Here is a 19,922-nt window from a genome sequence, read left to right as displayed (position 1 = left end):
CCCGCCTCGTTGGCGACGTGGCCTTCGCCGAGGCTCAGGGTGTGGCGGGCCGCATAACGCCGGTACCGGGCGGGGTGGGACCAATGACGATTGCCTGCCTGTTGCGCAACACGATAACGGCGGCGAAGCTGCGGCGAGACGGCTGAAGGGAGCTATCCTAAAGCCGCAACCGCGTCTTTCAGCGTGATCATCAGGGTCATCGGCTCAAGCTCCGAAGCTGTGAAACCGCTGCTCTCGTAAAAGCGCCGGGCATCAGCAGAGACCGCGTGGACGAGCAAAGCCGCGATACCTGCGAGTTCACTGGCCTGCAACGTTCGCAGAACCGCGTCACGCAGAAGCCCGCGACCTACGCCCCCACCCTGCCAATCTCGATCGACCGCCAACCGCCCGACAATCATGACGGGAACGGGAGCCGAGGCATTCCGCCTCAGCTTCGGGACGGCCGTGTTCCGCCGCACCGCGCCGTTCAAAAGACAGTAGAAGCCAGCGATGCGGTTACCGGCGCAAACGACGTAGGTTCGGGACAGCCGCCCCTCGCTGCGGAGAGCGTGTTGCCGCAGCCAACCGTCGAGCGCCTCCTCGCCACTGGCGAAATGCGAGGCTTCATGTTCGCGGGTCAGACGTGTCGGCGCGCAAAGTGCCGGAGCGCTTATGCCTCCCAAGGCGCAGGTGTCGTCAGGAGACGCCTCAGCCGGGCATCAACTTTGGGTGGATGATCCAGTCGAGCAAGAAATTGGTCATAGGCTTCATCGTCGAGACCGAAGAGACGCATATCCAGCAGAACGCTCTCCGCCCTCGCGGTTGCCGTCTCGATCAAGAAGACAGAGCGGTTCGTGCCATGAGCCTTCGCCGCCCGGTCGATCAGGTCGAGATCGGGTTGCGAAATCCGCACATTGATCGTGGGCCTCTCACGGCCGCCCGATTGGGTCTGTCGTTTAGTCGCGGTCTGCCTTGGCATCGAACCCTCGTCTCGCCCCTTTGCCACCACAACGTACACACAGAAGGGCGTCTTCGCGCGAGACGTTCATGGCCGCGTCAGAAGAAGCGCGCACGTTCCAACGTGTCGAGCACTTCGTCCGATGGCAGATCCGCCAGCACATCCTCCCGCAGCACAACCACCTCTTCGCCCGCAGGACCGCGCGGTGCGGTGCGGGTGGGATCGCTGTCGTGGGAGAAGAGCACCAGGCAGCGGCAACCCATGACGGCGGCGAGATGCATCGGGCCAGTATCATTGCCCACCGCGAAAAGCGCCCCGGCGGCGAGAGCCGCGACGGTCGGCAAGTCAGTCTGGCCGGTGAGATCGACCGCCTGCGGGCAGGCATTGAGAATGATCGCGGCCAGCGGCGCCTCCGGCCCGGTGCCGATGACGACCGGCGTAATCCCGCGCGCCAGCAGGGCCGAGGCGAGGGTGCCGTATCGCCCCGGCGGCCAGCGCTTCGCGGGCCGATGCGGCGCGGCGCCCGGCACCAGCAGAGCATAGGGTCGAGGCAACTCCGGTGGCTGTCCTGCGGCGAGCAACCAGCCGGTCTCGACCGGCGGTACGCGTGCGACTCCCGCCATGGCGAGCTGATCGCGCTGCCGCTCCCAGGTGTGCATGTGGTCGCGCGCAGGATTGGCGTGCGGATGCGAGGCGCCCTTCGCAATGCCACACCACTTAGGGCTGCCCGCGAGCCGGAAGTAGCGGGAGGACCGGCCGGAGGTTTGCAGGTCGTAGACGAAGTCGAAGCCACGCAGCGTTTGGCGCAGCCGCCAAAGGGCGCGCAGATCCCACCATGGGGCGCGCCGGTCGATCACCACCTTGTCGAACCAGGGGCTCAGCCGGCCGAGGCGCGCGAAAGGTGCTGTCGTCAGCAGCGTGATCTGGGCATCCGGATGATGCGCGCGGATCGCCGCGAAGGGTCCGAAGGACAGCACGAAATCGCCCAGCGCGCTGAGGCGGATGACCAGTATCCGTTTCATCCGGTCCTCATAGCCGCTTCGGCGCGAGCTTGGCACCGCCGGGCCTGCCCCGCGTATTAGGTGCGATGCTCACCGCCCAGGATCTGTTCGTAGACCTCAAGCGTCGCGCGTTGCATCTCGGCCACCGTGTAGCGCTCGCGGACTTCACGCCGGGCGCGCGCGCCAATCGCCCTGCGCGAGCTGTCGGGCATATTGAGCGCCCTCGCCAGGGCCTCGGCCAGAGCGGCCGGATCGCCCGGCGGCACGAGCAGCCCCGTTTCGCCGTCCCGCACGGTCTCCGCCGCGCCGCCATGGTTCGTCGCGATCACCAGTCGGGCCATGGCCTGCGCCTCGATCACCGCGCGGCCGAAGGCCTCGGGCTCGGTCGAGGGGCTGACGACGATGGTCGCACGCAGCAGCGCCGCCGGCATGTCGTCGCAATGTCCCGCGAAAACCAGCTGCGCCCCGACACCGACTTTGGCAGCCAGAGCGCGCAGAGTCTCGGCATAGCCCTCCCGGCCCGCCTCTCCCCCGAGCAGCACAAAGCGCAGGTCCGGCCGCCGCAACCGGCCCATCGCGGCGATGAGCACGTCCTGTCCCTTCCATCGCGAGAGCCGCGCCGGCAACAAGACGACATCGACCCCCTCCGGGATGCCCCACCCGGCGGCGACACGCGCGACGCGGACGGGTCCGACAGCGCTCGGCTCGAAAACCGCCGGGTCGATGCCGCGCGGAATGAGGCGCAACCTGTCATCGCCGGTCCCATGGCGGCGGTGGACAAGCTTCGCCATGAAGGCGCTCGCCACGATCACCTTCTCGCCACGCGCCATGACGCTGTTGTAGAGGCGCTTGCCCGCGCCCCCCTCGCCATAGGCACCGTGATAGGTGGTGACGAAAGGCACGCCCGTCTGGCGGCTGGCGAAAAACGCGGACCACGCGGGCGCGCGCGACCGCGCATGGACCAGAGACACCTTCTCGGCCCGGATCAGCCGCGTCAGCCGCTCGATATTGCGCAGGATCTGCACGGGCGACTTGGTATTGAGCGGCAGAGCAATGTGCCGCCCGCCCGCCGCTTCGACGGACGACACCAGCCGGCCGCCGGCACTCGCCACCAGAGGCGTCCACCCATCAGCCGCGAGGGCCGCGACAATTTCGACCGTGCCGCGCTCGACGCCACCCGAGTCGAGCGCCGGAAGCACCTGCAAGACTGTCGGCATCAGAGGTGCTTGCAGACTTCAGCCAGCCATCCGGCGACTGCTGGCGGCAAAAGCGGGCCGACCTCCGCCAGCACCCGGGCATGATAAAGATCCAACCAGTCGCGTTCCGCCGGAGTCAACAACCCGATGTCGATGAGCGTCCTGTCGAAGGGCGCCAGGGTCAGCGTCTCGAAGCGGAGAAACGGCTTCAGAGCCGCCGGCAGGTCCGCCTGTTGCACTAGCAGTAGGTTTTCAAGCCGAATGCCGTAGGCGCCCGGAAGATAGTAGCCGGGCTCATCCGAGAGAATCATGCCCTCGGCGATCGCGAGGTCGCGCGAGGAACGGGAAATGCTGACCGGCCCCTCATGCACCGAGAGGTAGCTGCCAATGCCGTGCCCCGTGCCGTGATCATAGTCCAACCCCTCGGCCCACAACGCCCGACGTGCCATCGCGTCGATATGGGCCCCGGCGATACCCACGGGAAATACAAGCGTCGCCAGCGCGATATGTCCTTGCAGCACAAGCGTGAACCGCTCCCGCAGCGGCTCGGGTGGCGTGCCCGGTCCGGTCCAGATCGTGCGCGTTACATCCGTCGTACCGTCCGGATACTGCGCGCCACTGTCGGTGAGATAGACCTCGTCGGGCGCGAGGCGGCGATCGCTGGCAGCCGAGACCCGATAGTGGATGACCGCGCCATGTTCGCCGGCGCCGGAGATCGCCGGGAAACTCTCATCGCGGAACTCCGGCAGTTCGGCGCGAAAGCCCCGCAGCGCCGCGGCGGCAGATAGCTCGGTCTCCGTTCCCTTCGCGGCGTTGACCGCGAGCCAGTGCAGGAAGCGACATAGGGCAATGGCGTCGCGAGTTTGCGCGGCGCGCGCGCCGGCCTGTTCGGCCGCATTCTTCCGCGCCTTCGGCATTGCGCAGGGATCGGCGCCCGCCACCACCTCCGCTCCCGCCGCACGCAGCCGCTGGGCGAACCAGATCGGGGAATTGCCCCGATCGACGCGCACACGCTTGCCCGACAAGGCGTCCAGCGCTTCGGGCAACGCGGAAGGCGGCCGCAGAACAACCTCGGCACCAAGATGGGCGAGGACCGCTGGCCCGATCTTCTCCGGCGCCATGAAAAGCTCGGCGGTGCCGTCTTGCGCCAGGATCAGGAAGCCGAGTGCCAGTGGCGCGAAAGGCACGTCCGCGCCGCGAATATTCAGCAGCCAGCACAGCGAGGCGGGGTCGGTGATCACCACGGCATCCTCCGCCGAGCCCCGAAGCATGCCAGCGATATCGGCGCGCTTCTCCGCAGCGGATCGCCCGGCGAATTCCAGCGGATGCTGCGTGACCGCGCCGCATGGCGCCAGCGGGCGATCGTGCCAGACAGCGTCAACCGGATTGGCGGCGAGCGGCACCAATGCGATGCGAGGAGCATCCTTCGCCAACCGGTCGATGGCATCCTCGCTGATGAGCATAGGGTCGTAACCGACACGCAGCGGGATTTTCTGCTCGTTCAGCCAGGCGGAGGGAGGCGCATCCGTGATGTGCCGTGGCTCCCATAAGGCGCCATCCGTCTCCTGCGGAAGCTGCGTCGTGTAGCGGCCATCGGTGAACACGGCGGCACGATCGGGCAGGACGATCGCGAGGCCCGCACTACCGGTGAAGCCCGTGAGCCAGGCCAGGCGCTCCGCATTGGCAGGGACATACTCGCCGAGATGCTCATCGGACCGCGGCACGAGGAAACCATCGACGCCGAGCCCTCGGAGCACCTCGCGAAGCGCCAGGAGGCGGTGGCCGATCGAAGTCATGCGTCTAGTACTCCAAAAGTGTCATGTGTCAGAAACATGACCTAGGCGTGATCATGCGTGGAGAGCATCCCTGAGATCGACTCTCGCCGCTCCTTTCGCACATGCAGCACGAGTATAACCCTGAGCAACGGCGGTCGAACAAACTCCGGCCGTTATCTAGGGACCATCAAAATGCAAGCCTCCATCAACACCAACAGCATCGTTCGCGCTCCGCACGGCATTGGCTCCGCTTTCAGCCGCCTTGCGAAGCCGGCCACCCTCGCAGCCCATTGGATGCGTGAGCGCAGTCAGCGCCGCCAAGTCATCAACGAGCTCGACCGGCTCAGTGATCGCGAGCTGGCCGATATCGGTCTGGCCCGTGGCGACATCCGCTCGGTCTTCATCGGCGCGGCGATCACCGGCCGCTGATCCAGCGGAGTTTCGGCCAGATCACAAAGGGCCAGCCTCCACGGAGGTTGGCCCTTTTTGTTTGTGTCGCATCAGAGGCACGGAGCAGACCGATCATGGTCGGCCCAAGCTGGGGTTGTGGAGCAGCAGGGCGGTCCACTGGCCCTCCTGGAATCGCCGCTTCAGCACCATGCCCTGACGGCGATGGGCCCCGACCACCATCCTCTCCTGACTAGCGAGTAGCCCCGCCAGGATAGCGTGACCACCGGGCAGCAGGTTATCGGCGAGAGGCCACGCCATCGCACACAGCGGACGCGCCAGGATATTGGCGAAGACCAGATCATAGGGCGCGCGGGACCGGGTGACCGCACTGCGCCAGCCATCCGCAAGCCGCGCCTGGACGAAGCCGCCGACGCGATTGGCCGCCGCGTTTTGCCGCGTGACGCGCACGGACCACGGATCGATATCGGTCGCGAGCACCGGGCGGCGCAGCAGTTTTGCCGCCGCCATGGCGAGGATGCCCGAGCCTGTACCCAGGTCGAGAATCCGCCTCGGGTGTAAATGAGCAATCGATTCGAACGCGCGCAGGCAGCCGCGGGTCGAGCCATGTTCGCCGCTGCCAAAAGCGACTCCAGCATCGACAGTCAGTGTGATGCGGCCAGGCAGAAGCGGCGCCGTTTCATGGGTGCCGCGAATGGCGAAGCGGCGGCCGATCTCCTGCTCAGGGAAGGTTTCGAGGTTGCGGACGAGCCAGCCTTCGGCCTCGGTCGGGCTGCGTTCCAAAACCGCCTCGACGCCAGTCATCATGGCGGCGAGTGCCAGCGCTCCGACGAGTTCATTGTCGCCTTCGCCGACCGGCTTGACCGCTTCCAGCCGCCACGGCCCCTCATCGCCATCGCGGAAGAAGCCGACCGTCGAGCAGATGCTCAGCAACGCCGATTCGTAGGCGGGAAGGGCCTCTTCGGGCAGCGTCAGCGCGATGGTCTCCAAGGGTGTCGCGCGGCGGCGGGTCATGCCTTCTCCACAAAACGGTCCAGAATGCGCTTCGGCCCGGTCTGCTCGAAGGCGATGTCGAGGCGGTCGTCATCGACAGCAGTTACGGTGCCGTAGCCGAATTTTTGGTGAAAGACCCGCGAGCCGACCGGAATGGCCACCGCGCGCGGTGGCCTCGCCGTCGCTTCCCAGGCGCCGGGGGACTGACGAACCCGGGTCGCGGTTAGTGGAAAGGCGCCGGTGAAGATCGCGGGCTGCGATAGCCGCTGCTCGCGTTCCAGCCGGGCGGCGCCGGTCTGGTTCACGTGTTCGGCCGGCAGTTCCTCGATGAAACGGCTGGGAATGCTGCTCTGCCAATTGGCGTAGATGCGGCGATTGGCGGCGTGGCTGACGATCGCTCTCTGCCGCGCCCGCGTCAGGCCGACATAGGCGAGCCGCCGCTCCTCCTCCAACCCCTTATTGCCGTTCTCCTCCATGGAGCGCTGGCTGGGGAACAGGCCTTCCTCCCAACCCGGCAAGAAGACGGTGTCAAATTCCAGCCCCTTGGCGCCATGCAGCGTCATCAGGCTGGCGCGGTCGGCATCGGTATTCTCCTCGTTCTCCATGACCAGCGAGACATGGTCGAGGAAACCGGGCAGCGTCTCGAAGTCGTTCAGCGCGCGGACGAGTTCCTTGAGGTTGTCGAGGCGACCGGGCGCATCGGGCGACTTGTCGGCCTTCCACATCGCCGTGTAGCCGCTTTCGTCCAGCACCGTGGCCGCCGTCACCACATGGCCATCGCGAGCCAGAAGCTGGCGCCAGGAGGCGAAGCCGGACAGCAGTTCCGTGAGGCTTTCCCGCACCCTGCCGCGCAGCTCGCCCGCCGCGATCAGCCGCTCGGCCGCCAGCATGAGCGGCACGGAATTGGCGCGGGCATAGGTGTGCAGCGTGCGGAGCGCGACATCCCCGACCCCGCGACGCGGCACGTTGATGATGCGCTCGAAGGCGAGGTCGTCGGCCGGCTGAACCAGCAGGCGGAGATAGGCGACGGCGTCGCGGATTTCCGCGCGCTCGTAGAAGCGCTGGCCGCCGACAACGCGGTAGGGAATGCCGAGCGTGATCAGCCGCTCCTCGAAAGCCCGGGTCTGGAAACCGGCGCGCACCAGCACGGCCATCTCGGCCAGCGAATGGCCGTCCCGCCGCAGTTGCTCCATCCGGCTGCCGACCATCCGGGCCTCTTCCTCCGAATCCCACAGGCCGACGACCTCGACCTTGTCGCCGGAGGCGTCGTTGCGGCCGGAGCGGAGGGTTTTGCCGAGGCGGCCCTCGTTATGTGCGATAAGACCGGCGGCGGCCCCGAGGATGGGATCGGTCGAGCGGTAATTCGCCTCCAGCCGGACCACGCGGGCGCCGGGAAAGTCCTTCTCGAACCGCAGGATGTTTTCGACCTCGGCACCGCGCCAGGAATAGATCGACTGGTCGTCATCGCCGACGCAGCAGATATTCTGGTGCGACTGGGCCAGCAGCCGCAGCCACAGATATTGGACGACGTTGGTGTCCTGATACTCGTCAACCAGGATGTAGCGGAACATGCGGTGATATTGCGCCAGGATCTCCGGCTGGGTGCGCAGGATCTCCGTCATGTGCAGCAGCAGGTCGCCGAAATCGGCGGCGTTCAGCTGGCGCAGGCGATCCTGGTAGGCGGCATAGAGTGCGCGGGCGTGGCCGCTGGCGAAATCGGTATCCTCGGCGGCCGTGATGCGATCGGGCGTCAGGCCGCGATCCTTCCAGCGCTGCACGATGCCCATCAGCGCGGGCGGCGCCCAGCGCTTCGAGTCGACGTGGTTCGCCTCCATGACCTGCTTGAGCAGGCGGAGCTGGTCGTCCGTGTCGAGGATGGAGAAGTTGGATTCGAGCCCGACCACCCCGGCATGACGCCGCAGCATCCGCGCGCAAAGCGCGTGGAAGGTGCCGAGCCAAAGCCCCTCCGCGGGCCGGCCCAGGATGGCCGAGACGCGTTCCCGCATCTCACGCGCCGCCTTGTTGGTGAAGGTCACCGCGAGCACCTGATTGGGAAACGCGCGGTTGGACATCAGGATATGAGCGAAGCGCGTGGTCAGCACGCGGGTCTTGCCGGTGCCCGCCCCCGCCAATACCAGCAGCGGTCCGTCCAGCGTTTCGACAGCCGCGCGTTGCTCGGCGTTGAGCCGGTCGAGATAGGCGGTCACGCGGCCGGCGTATCCGTTTTTGGCGCCTTCTGCTCCTGGTCGGGGCGCACGCCCAGAACATGGGCGATGGCGTAGGTCAGGTCTGGCCGGTTCAGCGTGTAGAAGTGGAACTCGTCCACGCCATTGGCCTGCAGCAGCCGCACCTGCTCGGCGGCCTGCACCACCGAGACCATGCGCCGCGTCTCGGGGTCGCTGTCCAGCCCGGCGAACATCGCCGCCATCCAATCGGGGACCGAGGTGCCGCAACTCGCGCTGAACTTGGCCGCCTGGGCGAAGTTCGTCACTGGCATGATGCCGGGCACGATCGGCGCGGTAATCCCCGCCGCGAGGCAGCGATCGAGGAAGCGGAGGTAGATTTCGCTATCGAAGAAATACTGGGTAATGGCGCGGGTCGCCCCGGCATCCAGCTTGCGCTTGAGATTGTCGAGGTCGGCCTCGGGGCTCGCCGCATAGGGATGCACCTCGGGATAGGCCGAGACACTGATTTCGAAATCCGCGATGCGGCGCAGTCCCGCGACCAGGTCCACGGCGGTCGCATAGCCGTCGGCGCGCGGTTCCCGGCTCGCCTCGGCGGGCAAATCGCCGCGCAATGCCACGATATGGCGGACCCCGCCCTCCCAATAGCGGGCGGCGACGGCATCGATCTCGGCGCGGCTCGCGCCGACGCAGGTCAGATGCGCGGCGGGGGTTAGCGAGGTCTTCTGCACCAGGTCGATGACGGTCTTATGGGTGCGCTCCTGCGTGCTGCCGCCGGCGCCATAGGTTACCGAGACAAAGGTCGGGCGCAGCGTCTCCAGTCGCCGGATGCAGGTCCATAGCTGCTCCTCCAGCGCCTCCGTTTTGGGCGGGAAGAACTCGAAGGACAGGAGGGGCGCTGGCGCCGAACGGTCCGGCATCGGAATAGCGCCAAAACGTGGCCCGCTAGCCCAGCGCGCAAGCGATGGAAGACCGGGCGGAGAGGAAAGACTCATCAGAAACGACCACCTAACCTGGCGCCCTTCCGTGGCAGCAACCGTTGTGAGGTGCAAGGGCTGCGAGCGCGTGCGGGCTGCTGAACAGAGGCGCGTAGGGGACTCCACCGATAGCTGTGTTGCACCGTGCGCCGAAAAACTTAAACTAATGTATTCCGGCCTCGCCACTTGCGACGCTTGGCGTGATTATTAAGCAGCGCCCGCCTGGCCGGGCGGGGAACAGGGGGCGGCCGCGTGAAGTCTCGTCGATCGATAGCAGATGCCGCGATGGCTGCGGGTCTAGCCCTCGCCCTTGCGGCCTGCGCCACGCCGCCGCCTGCCTCGGACCCGGACGCGCTCGCCGCCTACAAGGCGACGAACGATCCGCTCGAGCCGATGAACCGCAAGCTCTACGCGATCAACGACACGATCGACACCTATGCCGTCAAACCGGTCGCCAAGGGCTATGCCGCGGTCGTGCCCTCGACGGTTCGCACCCATATCGGCAACGTGCTGAGCAACCTCAACCTGCCCGTCGTCTTCCTGAACGACATCCTGGAAGCGAAATCGCGGCGGGCCGGCGACAGCTTGGTGCGCTTCGTCCTCAACAGCACGATCGGCCTCGGCGGCATCTTCGACCCGGCCGGATCACTCGGCTACAAACCGCATGAGGCGGATTTTGGCATAACCTTCGCGATCTGGGGGATTGGCGAGGGCCCTTACCTCTATCTGCCGGTCCTTGGCCCGTCCGGCCCACGTGATGCCGCAGGCTTCGGCGTGGGCGTAATTTCCGATCCCTTCTTCTGGGTCGGCCAAGGAGCGATAGTGACGGCGCTCGGCTGGACGCGCTACAGCGTCAACCTGCTTAACACACGCGCTTCGCTTCTGAAGCCCATCGACGAGGTCAAGCGGATGGCCCTCGACCCCTATGCCACCTTCCGTAGTCTTTACAGGCAGCACCGCGAATCCGTGATCCAGGACGCGCGAGACGATCATCGCGCGACCGTCCCCGACTGGTTCACGCAGCCCCCCGACGCGCAGCAGCAGTAGAAAAAAGGCTGAATGACGATCATGGCCCCACGCCGTCACCTCCTCGCGCTTTTCACCGCCGGAGTCCTGGTTCTCACCGCCCCCCTGGTGGCGCGGGCGGACCCGACCTCCGATGCGAAAGCGATGATCCTGTCCACCGGCTCCGCCCTGCTCAAGGTGGCGGAGAGCAACGGAAGCGCGTCGGACAAACAGTCCCAGCTCCAGCAACTCATCTATACGAATGTCGACGTCGATGCGGTCGGCCGCTTCGTTCTCGGCCGTTACTGGCGGATCGCCACGCCGAAGCAGCAGCAAGACTATATGAACACCTTCCGCCAGCTGCTGGTATATGCGGTGACCGCCCAGGCGAGCAGCTTCCAGGGTGCCCAGTTCCGCGTCGCCTCAGCCGACCAGCGAGACCTAGGCGTCGTGGTCGACACGCTCGTCAACATTCCAGGCAAGCCCGAGGCGCATGTCCAATGGGTGGTGGCGCCGATTAATGGCCGGCCGATGATCATCGACATCCTTGCCGAGGGGACGAGCCTCAGGCTGACCCAGCGCAACGACTATGCAGGGGTCATCTCACAGCATAGTGGCGACATCGATGCCCTGATTGACGCGATGCATAAGCAATTGGCCCGTTTCCAGTCGCAGACCGCAGGCTGAGACCCCGCGCCGAAGGCCCAATTCTAAGGGCCTTTCTGCGGGTTTCCGGATTCATTGCTGATTTGTAGGGTGGATTTAGCTTGATCCGGCCCCGGATCACGCCAAAATGAGCCCAGCCGCATTGTGCGGTGTAGAGGATCTACCGAAACATGGCTTTCAGTCCCGACTTCCGAACCTACCGTGGCGGCAGCTCTGCCGCGTCGGCCGCGGTTCTCGATGCTGGGCTGCGCGCGTATATGCTGCGCGTCTTCAACTGGATGGCGTCGGGCCTCCTGCTGACCGGCATCGTCGCCTATGGCATCTCGCATACCGATGCGATGAACTACTTTTATCCGCTGGTGCAGAGCCCCCAGGGCTTCATGGTGCATCGCCCGAGCGGCCTCGCCTATATCGCCATGCTCGCGCCGCTCGCTTTCGTTATGGTATTGAGCTTCGGCGTGAACAAGCTGTCGACCACGGCGGCTCAGACGCTGTTCTGGGTCTTCGCGGCGACGATGGGCGCCAGCCTGACCAACATCTTCCTGGTCTATACCCAGACCTCGATCGTGACGGTGTTCTTCGTCTGTGCTGCGACCTTTGCGGCGACGAGTCTCTGGGGCTACACGACCAAGACCGATCTCAGCCGCTTCGGCAGCTTCCTGATCATGGGATTGTTCGGCGTCATCATTGCCTCGGTCGTGAATATCTTCGTGCATTCCAGCGCGTTGCAGTTCGCGGTGAGCATAATCGGCGTGTTGGTCTTCACGGGCCTGACCGCCTACGACACCCAGCGGATCAAGGCGGACTACGTTCAGCAGGGTTACGGCTACAGCCAGGATGTGGCCGCAAAGCGCAGCGTCTATGACGCGCTGTCGCTCTATCTGAACTTCATCAACCTCTTCCTGATGCTGCTGCAGATCATGGGCAACCGTAACAGCAACTAACCGGACAGGCGCACAGAAGCAGGGGGCGGTGGAGTTCATCCACTGCCCCCTTTTCGTGTCGATGCCGACCCTCGGCCGAGCCACGGATGATGGCCAGGCGCGGACAAGAAAAAGGGGCGGTGGATCACTCCACCGCCCCTTTAGTCAGCCGCCTGAGCGTCAGACAGTCTTGAGGAAATCGTTCAGCTTGACGGAAGCCGTTTGCTTGTCGGTCCGGTCGAGCGCCGCGAGTTCTGAGGAGAGCCGGTCCATCGCCGCCTCGTAGATCTGCCGCTCGCTGAAGCTCTGATCCGGCTGCCCCGCGTTGCGATGCAGGTCGCGCACCACCTCGGCAATGGCAATCGGGTCGCCGGAATTGATCTTCGCCTCGTATTCCTGAGCCCGGCGCGACCACATGGTCCGCTTGATGCGCGCGCGGCCCTTGAGGACTGCCAGGGCGTCATCAAACAGCTTGCGGGTCGCGAGTTTGCGCAGCCCGGCACTGCGCGCCTTGGCGACCGGCACGCGCAACGTCATCCGGTTCTCTTCGAAGGTGATGTGGATGAGATCGAGCTTATGGCCGGCGATCTCCTCCGCGGCGATCCGCTCCACCTTGCCCACGCCATGGGTCGGGTAGACGACGTAATCACCTTCCGCGAATTTCTCTGCCTTGGCGGGAACGACCCGGACCGGCCGTTCGACCTCTTCTTCCTCGTCAGGCGCGACCGCCTCTATGCCTTCGGCCGCGGCCTCCGCTTCCTGGGGCGGGTTCGCATCGGGAGGGGCGGGCGCCGGCGCCTCAACGGCGGGCGGGATCTCGGTTTCGTCGAGCTGAATCGCAGAGGAGGATTTCATTAACAGCCTTCCGCAAAAAAAATTCGCCCCGGTTCACGCGCCCCGCTTGTACGGAGACGCAAACCGGCGTCGATCTCCAAAAACGATAAGAAAGCGAGGCGAAACTCGAAGCACATGCTGAAACGCCGCACGGCTGGTTACGCCTCCCCTCTGACGCATAGCTATAACACAAAATCGGCGCCCCGTCATGGGCGTTAACCTCTGAGTCGTGCCTACCTGCCCTCGCGTTTCCACGCGATCAGTAAACAACCCAACAATAATCCGAGCGCCGCCCATCCCGGCAGCAGTGGGGTAAGGTCCACCCCGGTGGTCACATGCGCGCCGTTGCCGCGGAGACCGATCCAGCCCGGTCCGCCCGCCGTGTCATCCGCCGCGACCAGCCGTAGCCCAGGCGTGCCCTCGGCCGCGAGCCAGCGCGCGCTACCATTGGTGGCGGCGATGAGCGGTGCCGCGCGTGTCGCGGTCGCCCGCAGGTCGGACCATTCCGGCGGATCGGCCGTATCGGAAGCGGCGTAGGCGATCCGAACCCCATCCGTAACACGCCACAACCCCGGCGCGGGCGCCGGCAAGGCGAGCCGCGCCAAACCGGGAGCCGCCGCGTCGAGCGTACGGCGCTGCGTGCCGCCCGTGGGGTCTGTGACCGTCACCATAGGGGGCGGGCCAGCATCCAGGCTGCGGCGCTCGACACGCAACTGGCCGCCATCTAGGCCCGCGGAAAGCCGGTCTTCCTCCAGCGCCGGTTCCTTCATCAGCCAATGGGCGACCCGGCGCAGCAATTCCGCCTGTGGTCCGCCGCCATCATGGCCGCGCGCCCAAAGCCAGATCTGATCCGACAACAACAGCCCGACGCGGCCCTGGCCGACACGATCGAGGATCAGGAGCGGCCAGCCCGCACCCTCCATGAGGGCCTGGCCGTGCTGATCCTTCGACTCGATCAGGCGGTACCAATGTCCGACCGGCGAACTGGCATTCGCGCCATCGAGGCCCGGCAGATCGGCCGTCACCGGATCACGCAGGCCCATTGCCGTGAGCTGCGGCCGGAAGGCTCCTGTGAAGACCCCCTGACCAGCCGGCGGCGCATCCGCGTTCGGCGGCGGAAAGCTCATCGAGAAATCGCCGGGATCATCGACCGCCGTCGGCTGCGCGGGCAGCACATCGCCCAGCGCGGTCCGCGCAAGCGAGTTGATCGAGGCGAATTCAGGTCCCGCTTCCAGCAGCAGGGCACCGCCGCCGCGCACGTAGTCGGCGATATTCGCGAGATAGGCGCTCGGCAGGATGCCCTGATTGACGAAGCGGTCGAGGATGATGAGGTCGAAGTTCCGGATCTTCTGCTCGAACAGCTCACGCTCCGGAAAGGCGATGAGCGCCAGTTGGTCGAGCGGGGTGAGGTCGTCCTTGTCGGGCGGCCGCAGGATGGTGAAATGCACGAGATCGACCGCCGGGTCCGATTTCAGCAGCCGCCGCCAGGCGCGCTCCCCCGGGTCGGGCTGGCCCGAAACGAGCAGCACGCGCAGGCGGTCGCGCACACCGTTGATGGTGAGGATCTGCTCGTTGTTGATCGGCGAGGCCTCGCCCGGTTTAGTGGCGGCATCGAGCAGCACCACCGAGGGACCCTCGCGCGTCACCGGCAAAGTGAGGCTTTGAACATGGCCGAGTGGCACCGGCCCATCGAAGACCGTATTGCCGTCCCGCCGGATAGTGACGCCGGCTTCGGCCACCTTCGCGCCCGGACCGAGATCCTCGACAACGTAGCGCAGCGTCACGGTGCCGCCGACGACGCCGTAGCGTGGAGCATCGACAAGCCGCAAGCGGCGATCGGTCTCCTCACCTTGCGCCGGGAGGAGCAGGTGGAAGGGTGCGGTGAACGGCGGCTTCGCCGCGGGTGACGGCAGGTCGGCGATCTGCCCGTCGCTCAGCGCGATCACACCAGCTTGCTGGTCCGGCGGAATATCGGCGAGGGCTGCCTCGGTCGCCATCATCAGCCGAGTGCCCTGTTGGCCCTGCTCGGGCACCGTCGCGACGCGAAGTTCCAGACCCGGGACGGCGGCGGCCTCGGCCAGGATCTTGTCCCGCGCGGCATCGACCTGCGCCGTCCGGTCACGGATCGACATCGAGCCGCTGCGATCGAGCATGAGCAGCGCGATATCGGGCCGCGGCCGCCACTGCTGCCGCACCAGCCGGGGCCCGGCGAGCCAGGCCACCAGCAGCGCGAGGGCGAGCAAACGCCAGAAGCGGCCAGGCGTGGCGGCGCGAAAGGCCGGCACAAGGGCGAGAAGCCCGGCAGCGCCGAGCATTACCAAGATCCAGACCGGAAGGGTTGGAGCAAAGGCGAGACCGGTGACGGCGCTCATTCGCCGAGCCGCTCGAGGATCGTCGGCACATGGACCTGGTCGGCCTTATAGGTGCCGGTGAGCGCATACATCACGAGGTTGAGGCCAAAACGATAAGCCATCAGCCGCTGTTGTTCGCCGCCGGGAGCGGTCGCGAAGGGAAAGGTGCCGTCATCGGCCATGTCCCAGGCGGCCACCCAGTCATTGCCGCCGATGACCAGCGGGCTCACGCCATCATTGCTGGCATCCTCGCCACTCGCCACCCAGACCGGCGCGCCAGCGTATCGGCCGGGGAAGTCGCGAAGCAGATAGAAGCTATGGGCGAGGACGTGGCGCCTGGTCAGCGGCGTCAGCGGCGGGATTTGGAGACCGGCGGTGACACGACGCAGCGCCTCGGTCGCGCCGGGCTGCAAGCCCGCGCCGGATCCGGTCGCATTCGCGTCCCCGCCCCGGGTGTCGATCAGGATGATGCCACCGTCCTGCATGAAGCGGTTGAGCGCAGCGATACCGGCGGCCGAAGGCGCGCTGCTGCCCGGTGTGATTGGCCAGTAGAGCAACGGATAGAGACTGAGGTCGTCGCTACCGGGCGCGATACCGGCAGGCGGCCCGAGCGCCGCGGCCGAACGGCTGGTCACGAAGTCGGAGAGGCTGGCGAGACCGTCATGCGAAAGCTTGTCCTGCACGGGATCGCCGCTGAGGACATAAGCCAGCTCAGTCTTCAGCGCCGCCGCCGGCACGGGCGCGCTGCCGGAATCATCAGCGTGCGCCGCTGGGCCAGTGGCGAAGGCGAGACCGAGACCGAGCAGAAGGATAGCCGCACCGCGCGAACGGCGCGCCAGGGCACCCCTCAGCGCCAAGCTTGCCAGCAAATCGGCGATGAGCAAAAGGAGAGCAAGCGCTACCAGCGGCGCACCGAGGCTGCGCTCCGGCTTGGCCAGACCGAGCGGCCGTTCGTCAGCGCCGGGAACCGGATTACTCGCCTCCGGCTTAGGCAAAGCACCCCCGAGGTTGAAGGCGACTCGGCCGCCTTGCGGTCCATAGAGTCCGGGCGGGATCTGCGGCGACGGGCGGGCCGTCGCCAGCGCGGCGGCGGTGGCGGGTCCGGCGGCCGGATTGGCCGGCCCGAGTTCACCGTAGCCGTTCATCACCTCAGACGGCCCCAAACGCTGGTTGCCGCCCTCACCCTCGGCACTGGCCGAAAGCTGCACCAGCCGGTTGAGCATCTGCGGGAAGAGGCCAGAAAGCGGCAGGTTCGACCAGTCGGCGTCGGCCGAGACGTGGAACAGCACGATACGGCCACGCCCCGCCACGGCCGTCGAAACCAGCGGGGTGCCGTCCACCAGCGATGCCCACACCGCGCCGGACTGAAGGGAGGCAGGGTCGGCCAAGACTTGGCGGCTGACGGTCACATCGGATGGCGCGGCGAGATCCGCGAAGGGGCCAGCCGCCGGAAAGGCGGCCAGATGCGCCGGCCGGGTCCAGGACAGCGCACCGCCCAGGCTGCGATCCTGCCGCAGCAGACGGACCGGCAAGAGCGGATCGGGCGTCGCCGCGGTATGCGGCCCAGCGAAGCGAATGAGCAGTCCGCCACGCTCCACGAAAGCCTGCACGGCGGTCAGCTCCGGTCCCTGTGTCAGCGGCCGGTCGCTTAGAATGAGCACCGAAAGCGGCTGGGCGAGCAGGGTTTCCAGTCCGGCGCGGCGGATCTCGACATCGGTGCCGAGCGCACGGTTGAGGAAATAGAGTGGCCCGGCCAGCGGCGCATCGGCGGCGTCAGCAGCGGTAGCGGCGGCAAGACCAACTGTACGCCGCTGCCACCGCGCATCGAGCAGCACCGTACCGCCAGCAGTGGAGGCGCCAGCCAGCCGCAGCCGCGCCACGGTGTTCGCGATGCCAAGAGGCAAACGCAGCGGCGCCTCGCCCAGGGCGGCGCCAGCGGCAATCGTAATTCCGACCTCGTCGAGCGTACGGCCATCCGCGCCCTGGGCGAGAACCGCGAAATGCCGGGGCGTGGCCACAGGGGCGGCGGCAAGGCGCAAGATCAGCCGCCCATCCCTCAGCACTGGCGGCAGCAGCAGCATTGCCGGAACGGGCGGCCGCATCTCCGTCACCGCCCCAGCTCGGCCAAGTGCCGCGGCCCATGCAGTGGCGGAGCCGTCGGTCAGCCCGTCCGAAAGATAGAGGACAGCGCCGCCACCCACGCGCCAAACGCGGTCGAGCACCTTCGCAGCCGCGACATGATCGCTCGGCCAAGGGAGTGGCGCCAAGGCGCGCAGCCGGGCGCCGATGGCCGTCGCGGGAAGCGGGCCGATGAGAGCGGGCGGCGCGCCATCGGCGCCCGGGGCGGTGGCCAGCAGCGCAACCGCCCGGTTGGTTCGCGCGGCCGAAGTGATGGCGGCATCGGCGGCGGCGACGCGATCAGGCCAATCGGCCGCCGTGCCCCAGCCATTGTCGAGCACGATGAGGAGCGGCCCGCGCCCCGGCAGGTCCTGCCCCGGATGGAGGATCGGATTCGCCAGGCCGAGGATGAGACAGGCGGCGATGAGCAGCCGCAGGGCGAGCAGCCAAGGGGGTGTCCGCTCGGGCGACTGAGCGGCGGTCTGAAGGTCGGCAAGCAGCCGCAGCGCCGGGAAGATCTGGCTACGCGGCGCGGGCGGCGTCGCCCTCACCAGCCACCACAGAACCGGTAGGAGCAGAAGTGCGAGCAGCAGCCAGGGCTGGCCGAGGATCATGCTGGCGCGAGCGCCTGGTGCAAGGCGAGCAGTGCGCCGCTTGCCGCGTGATCGGTGCGGTGCAGCCCGGCCCGCCAGCCGGCGGCGGCCGCGATGGCGCCAACGCCCGAGACCTGAGCCGCGAGACGCCGGCGGTAGGCTTCGCGCACATCCTCGACGCGCGGGATCAGGATGCCCTCGCCCCCAGAGACGCCGCGAAAACGGATACGGCCCTCGAAAGGCAGTTCCGCTTCGGCGGGATCGAGAAGCTGGAGGATATGCCCCGCGGCCGGCAGCGCGGCGAAGCGCGCGACCTGCGTGCGAATCTTCTCAAGGGGGGCCAGGAAATCGCCGAACAGCACGACGGTCGCATGGCGCGGCACCGCGGTCGGGGCCGGAGGCGTTTCGCTACCCGGCTGGTCGAGCAAGGTCGCCATTGCGGCGAGAGCCGGGCGGCCGGTGGCGGGATGCGGCGGCGCGCCCAGCAGACGGACCCGCTCGCCCCCGCGTAGCAACAGAGATGCGAGCGCCAGCAGCAGCAGGGCACCTCGCTCGCGGCGAGATTCGACGCCCGGCGAATGCCACCGCATGGCCGGACCATCGGCGAGCCAAAGATGGACCGTTTGCGCCGCCTCCCACTCCGTCTCGCGCACAAACAGGCGGTCGCTACGCGCGCTTTGCCGCCAATCGACGCGAGAGGCGGAGTCGCCTGGTCCGAGCGGCCGGTATTGCCAGAAGCTGTCGCCGCGTCCGGTGCGGCGGCGGCCGTGCACGCCCTGCGCCACCGTCGCCGCGATACGCTCGGCCGCGACGAGCAACGGCGGCAGGGCACCGCCGAGCGCCTCGGCCCTTTTCTGCGGGCCGCGATTCTGAGCGGAACCCGCTTCAGCCAATGCCGGCGACCATCGCGCCGATCACCTCGGCCAGCGTCACGCCTTCAGCGCGAGCGCCGAAGGACAAAGCCATGCGGTGCCGCAACACGGCGGGCGCCAGCGCGGTGACATCGGCGAGGCTCGGCGACAAGCGGCCATCCAGCAGCGCGCGCGCCCGGCTCGCCAGCATCAACGCCTGCGCGGCCCGCGGACCGGGACCCCAGGCGACATGCTGGCGCACGAGGGCGAGACCGGATCCCTCCGGCCGCCCTTCCCGCACAAGCGACAGGATCGCCTCAACTACGGAGACACCCACCGGCATGCGCCGGATGAGCTGTTGCGCGGCGATGAGTTCAGCGGCCGTCAGCACCGGCGACGCCTCAGCCGCCGAGATGCCGGTCGTCGCCAGCAGCATGGCGCGCTCGGCATCCCGTGATGGATAGTCGAGGTCGATCTGCAGCAAAAAGCGATCGAGCTGCGCCTCGGGCAAAGGATAGGTGCCCTCCTGCTCCAGCGGATTCTGCGTCGCGAGGACATGAAAGGGTTGCGGCAGCGGCCGGTCGTGTCCCGCGACGGCGACATGATGCTCCTGCATCGCCTGCAGCAAGGCGGATTGGGTGCGCGGGCTGGCTCGGTTGATCTCGTCGGCCATGAGGAGCTGGCAGAAGACCGGCCCAGGGATGAAGCGGAAAGCGCGATGACCCGGCGCGCCAGGCGCCTCATCCAGCACCTCGCTGCCGAGAATATCGGCCGGCATGAGGTCGGGCGTGAACTGCACGCGGCGGGTATCGAGGCCCAGCGCCCGGCCGAGCGTCTCCACCAGCCGAGTCTTGCCGAGGCCAGGAACGCCGACCAGCAGCACATGGCCGCCGGACAGAATGCCGGCGAGGCTTTCCTCTATCACCGCGTCTTGCCCGAAGATGACGCGCCGCACTTCATCCCGGAGCATCGCGAGCCGCACCGCCAACGCTTCCGCTTCGGCGACAATCGCCTGCGGGTCGCTGGCGGGCGGCAAAGTGGCGGTCGTGAGGGCCATGGAGATCCTGTTGCAATGCGATGCGATAGGGCCCGATCCATGGGGATCGGCGGT

General features: G+C 67.1%; 17 protein-coding genes and 1 pseudogene. 5 read left to right on the top strand and 13 right to left on the bottom strand.

From position 1 onward, the window contains the following. Positions 1-146 (top strand): annotated as a pseudogene (locus GSQ83_RS23370) (bifunctional methylenetetrahydrofolate dehydrogenase/methenyltetrahydrofolate cyclohydrolase); the annotation flags it as partial. 6 nt (positions 147-152) lie between these two features. On the opposite strand, the gene GSQ83_RS23365 reads toward GSQ83_RS23370, so the two are convergent. The 5 genes from GSQ83_RS23365 to GSQ83_RS23345 form a co-directional block, all read right to left on the bottom strand. Continuing rightward, the gene (locus GSQ83_RS23365) at positions 153-662 is read right to left on the bottom strand and encodes a GNAT family N-acetyltransferase (protein WP_216850500.1); all 510 of its coding nucleotides are present in this window, start codon (positions 660-662) and stop codon (positions 153-155) included. After that, complete coding sequence (locus GSQ83_RS23360) at positions 650-958, bottom strand: DUF1778 domain-containing protein (protein ID WP_158805258.1); 309 nt, start codon at positions 956-958, stop codon at positions 650-652. Before GSQ83_RS23360 ends, GSQ83_RS23365 begins: the two co-directional genes overlap by 13 nt. A gap of 77 nt (positions 959-1,035) precedes the next feature. Beyond that, positions 1,036-1,959 carry a glycosyltransferase family 9 protein gene (locus tag GSQ83_RS23355; protein WP_158805257.1) on the bottom strand — a complete coding sequence of 308 codons (924 nt, stop codon included), beginning with the start codon at positions 1,957-1,959 and terminating at the stop codon, positions 1,036-1,038. A 56-nt stretch (positions 1,960-2,015) separates the two neighbouring features. Beyond that, positions 2,016-3,155: a glycosyltransferase family 4 protein gene (locus GSQ83_RS23350; protein WP_158805256.1), complete on the bottom strand. Its 1,140-nt coding sequence runs from the start codon at positions 3,153-3,155 to the stop codon at positions 2,016-2,018. Next, positions 3,155-4,930 (bottom strand): aminopeptidase P family protein, encoded by a 1,776-nt coding sequence (locus GSQ83_RS23345; RefSeq protein WP_158805255.1) that lies wholly within the window; start codon positions 4,928-4,930, stop codon positions 3,155-3,157. The genes GSQ83_RS23350 and GSQ83_RS23345 overlap by 1 nt, the downstream gene beginning before the upstream one ends. A gap of 171 nt (positions 4,931-5,101) precedes the next feature. Here GSQ83_RS23345 and GSQ83_RS30715 point away from each other — a divergent pair, with 171 nt between their 5' ends. Continuing rightward, the gene (locus GSQ83_RS30715) at positions 5,102-5,338 is read left to right on the top strand and encodes a DUF1127 domain-containing protein (protein WP_254065860.1); all 237 of its coding nucleotides are present in this window, start codon (positions 5,102-5,104) and stop codon (positions 5,336-5,338) included. 93 nt (positions 5,339-5,431) lie between these two features. Here the strand turns inward: GSQ83_RS30715 and GSQ83_RS23335 are convergent, their stop codons facing one another. The 3 genes from GSQ83_RS23335 to metF are packed head-to-tail and all read right to left on the bottom strand — an operon-like array spanning position 5,432 to position 9,413. Beyond that, positions 5,432-6,331 (bottom strand): 50S ribosomal protein L11 methyltransferase, encoded by a 900-nt coding sequence (locus GSQ83_RS23335; protein WP_158805254.1) that lies wholly within the window; start codon positions 6,329-6,331, stop codon positions 5,432-5,434. Then, entirely contained in the window at positions 6,328-8,517 is a 2,190-nt protein-coding gene (locus tag GSQ83_RS23330) for an ATP-dependent helicase (protein ID WP_158805253.1), read from the bottom strand. The genes GSQ83_RS23335 and GSQ83_RS23330 overlap by 4 nt, the downstream gene beginning before the upstream one ends. Next, a complete protein-coding gene (gene metF / locus GSQ83_RS23325; RefSeq protein ID WP_254065859.1) occupies positions 8,514-9,413 on the bottom strand; it encodes a methylenetetrahydrofolate reductase [NAD(P)H] in 900 nt (299 codons plus the stop codon). The genes GSQ83_RS23330 and metF overlap by 4 nt, the downstream gene beginning before the upstream one ends. 342 nt (positions 9,414-9,755) lie before the next feature. Between metF and GSQ83_RS23320 the strand changes: the two genes are divergently transcribed. The 3 genes from GSQ83_RS23320 to GSQ83_RS23310 all read left to right on the top strand — a co-directional run bounded on the left by GSQ83_RS23320 (position 9,756) and on the right by GSQ83_RS23310 (position 12,085). Then, positions 9,756-10,517: a VacJ family lipoprotein gene (locus GSQ83_RS23320; protein ID WP_158805251.1), complete on the top strand. Its 762-nt coding sequence runs from the start codon at positions 9,756-9,758 to the stop codon at positions 10,515-10,517. Positions 10,518-10,529: 12 nt separating this feature from the next. Continuing rightward, complete coding sequence (locus tag GSQ83_RS23315) at positions 10,530-11,162, top strand: phospholipid-binding protein MlaC (protein WP_158805250.1); 633 nt, start codon at positions 10,530-10,532, stop codon at positions 11,160-11,162. A gap of 149 nt (positions 11,163-11,311) precedes the next feature. Beyond that, positions 11,312-12,085: a Bax inhibitor-1/YccA family protein gene (locus GSQ83_RS23310; RefSeq protein WP_158805249.1), complete on the top strand. Its 774-nt coding sequence runs from the start codon at positions 11,312-11,314 to the stop codon at positions 12,083-12,085. 159 nt (positions 12,086-12,244) lie between these two features. Here the strand turns inward: GSQ83_RS23310 and GSQ83_RS23305 are convergent, their stop codons facing one another. From GSQ83_RS23305 to GSQ83_RS23285, 5 genes are all read right to left on the bottom strand, one after another. After that, a complete protein-coding gene (locus GSQ83_RS23305; RefSeq protein ID WP_158805248.1) occupies positions 12,245-12,919 on the bottom strand; it encodes a CarD family transcriptional regulator in 675 nt (224 codons plus the stop codon). Between the two features lie 212 nt (positions 12,920-13,131). Further along, complete coding sequence (locus GSQ83_RS23300) at positions 13,132-15,270, bottom strand: hypothetical protein (protein WP_158805247.1); 2,139 nt, start codon at positions 15,268-15,270, stop codon at positions 13,132-13,134. Continuing rightward, a complete protein-coding gene (locus tag GSQ83_RS23295) occupies positions 15,267-17,981 on the bottom strand; it encodes a DUF4159 domain-containing protein (RefSeq protein WP_158805246.1) in 2,715 nt (904 codons plus the stop codon). Before GSQ83_RS23295 ends, GSQ83_RS23300 begins: the two co-directional genes overlap by 4 nt. Continuing rightward, positions 17,978-18,853, bottom strand: coding sequence for a DUF58 domain-containing protein (locus GSQ83_RS23290; protein ID WP_158805245.1), 876 nt, complete (start codon positions 18,851-18,853; stop codon positions 17,978-17,980). The genes GSQ83_RS23295 and GSQ83_RS23290 overlap by 4 nt, the downstream gene beginning before the upstream one ends. After that, on the bottom strand, positions 18,846-19,868 hold the full coding sequence (locus GSQ83_RS23285; protein ID WP_158805244.1) for a MoxR family ATPase: 1,023 nt from the start codon (positions 19,866-19,868) through the stop codon (positions 18,846-18,848). The genes GSQ83_RS23290 and GSQ83_RS23285 overlap by 8 nt, the downstream gene beginning before the upstream one ends. Between the last annotated feature and the right edge of the window lie 54 nt (positions 19,869-19,922).

The sequence above is a fragment of the Acidisoma sp. L85 genome (assembly GCF_009765865.1).
Lineage (GTDB): Bacteria > Pseudomonadota > Alphaproteobacteria > Acetobacterales > Acetobacteraceae > Acidisoma.
This window is presented reverse-complemented; position numbering and strand designations above follow the sequence as displayed.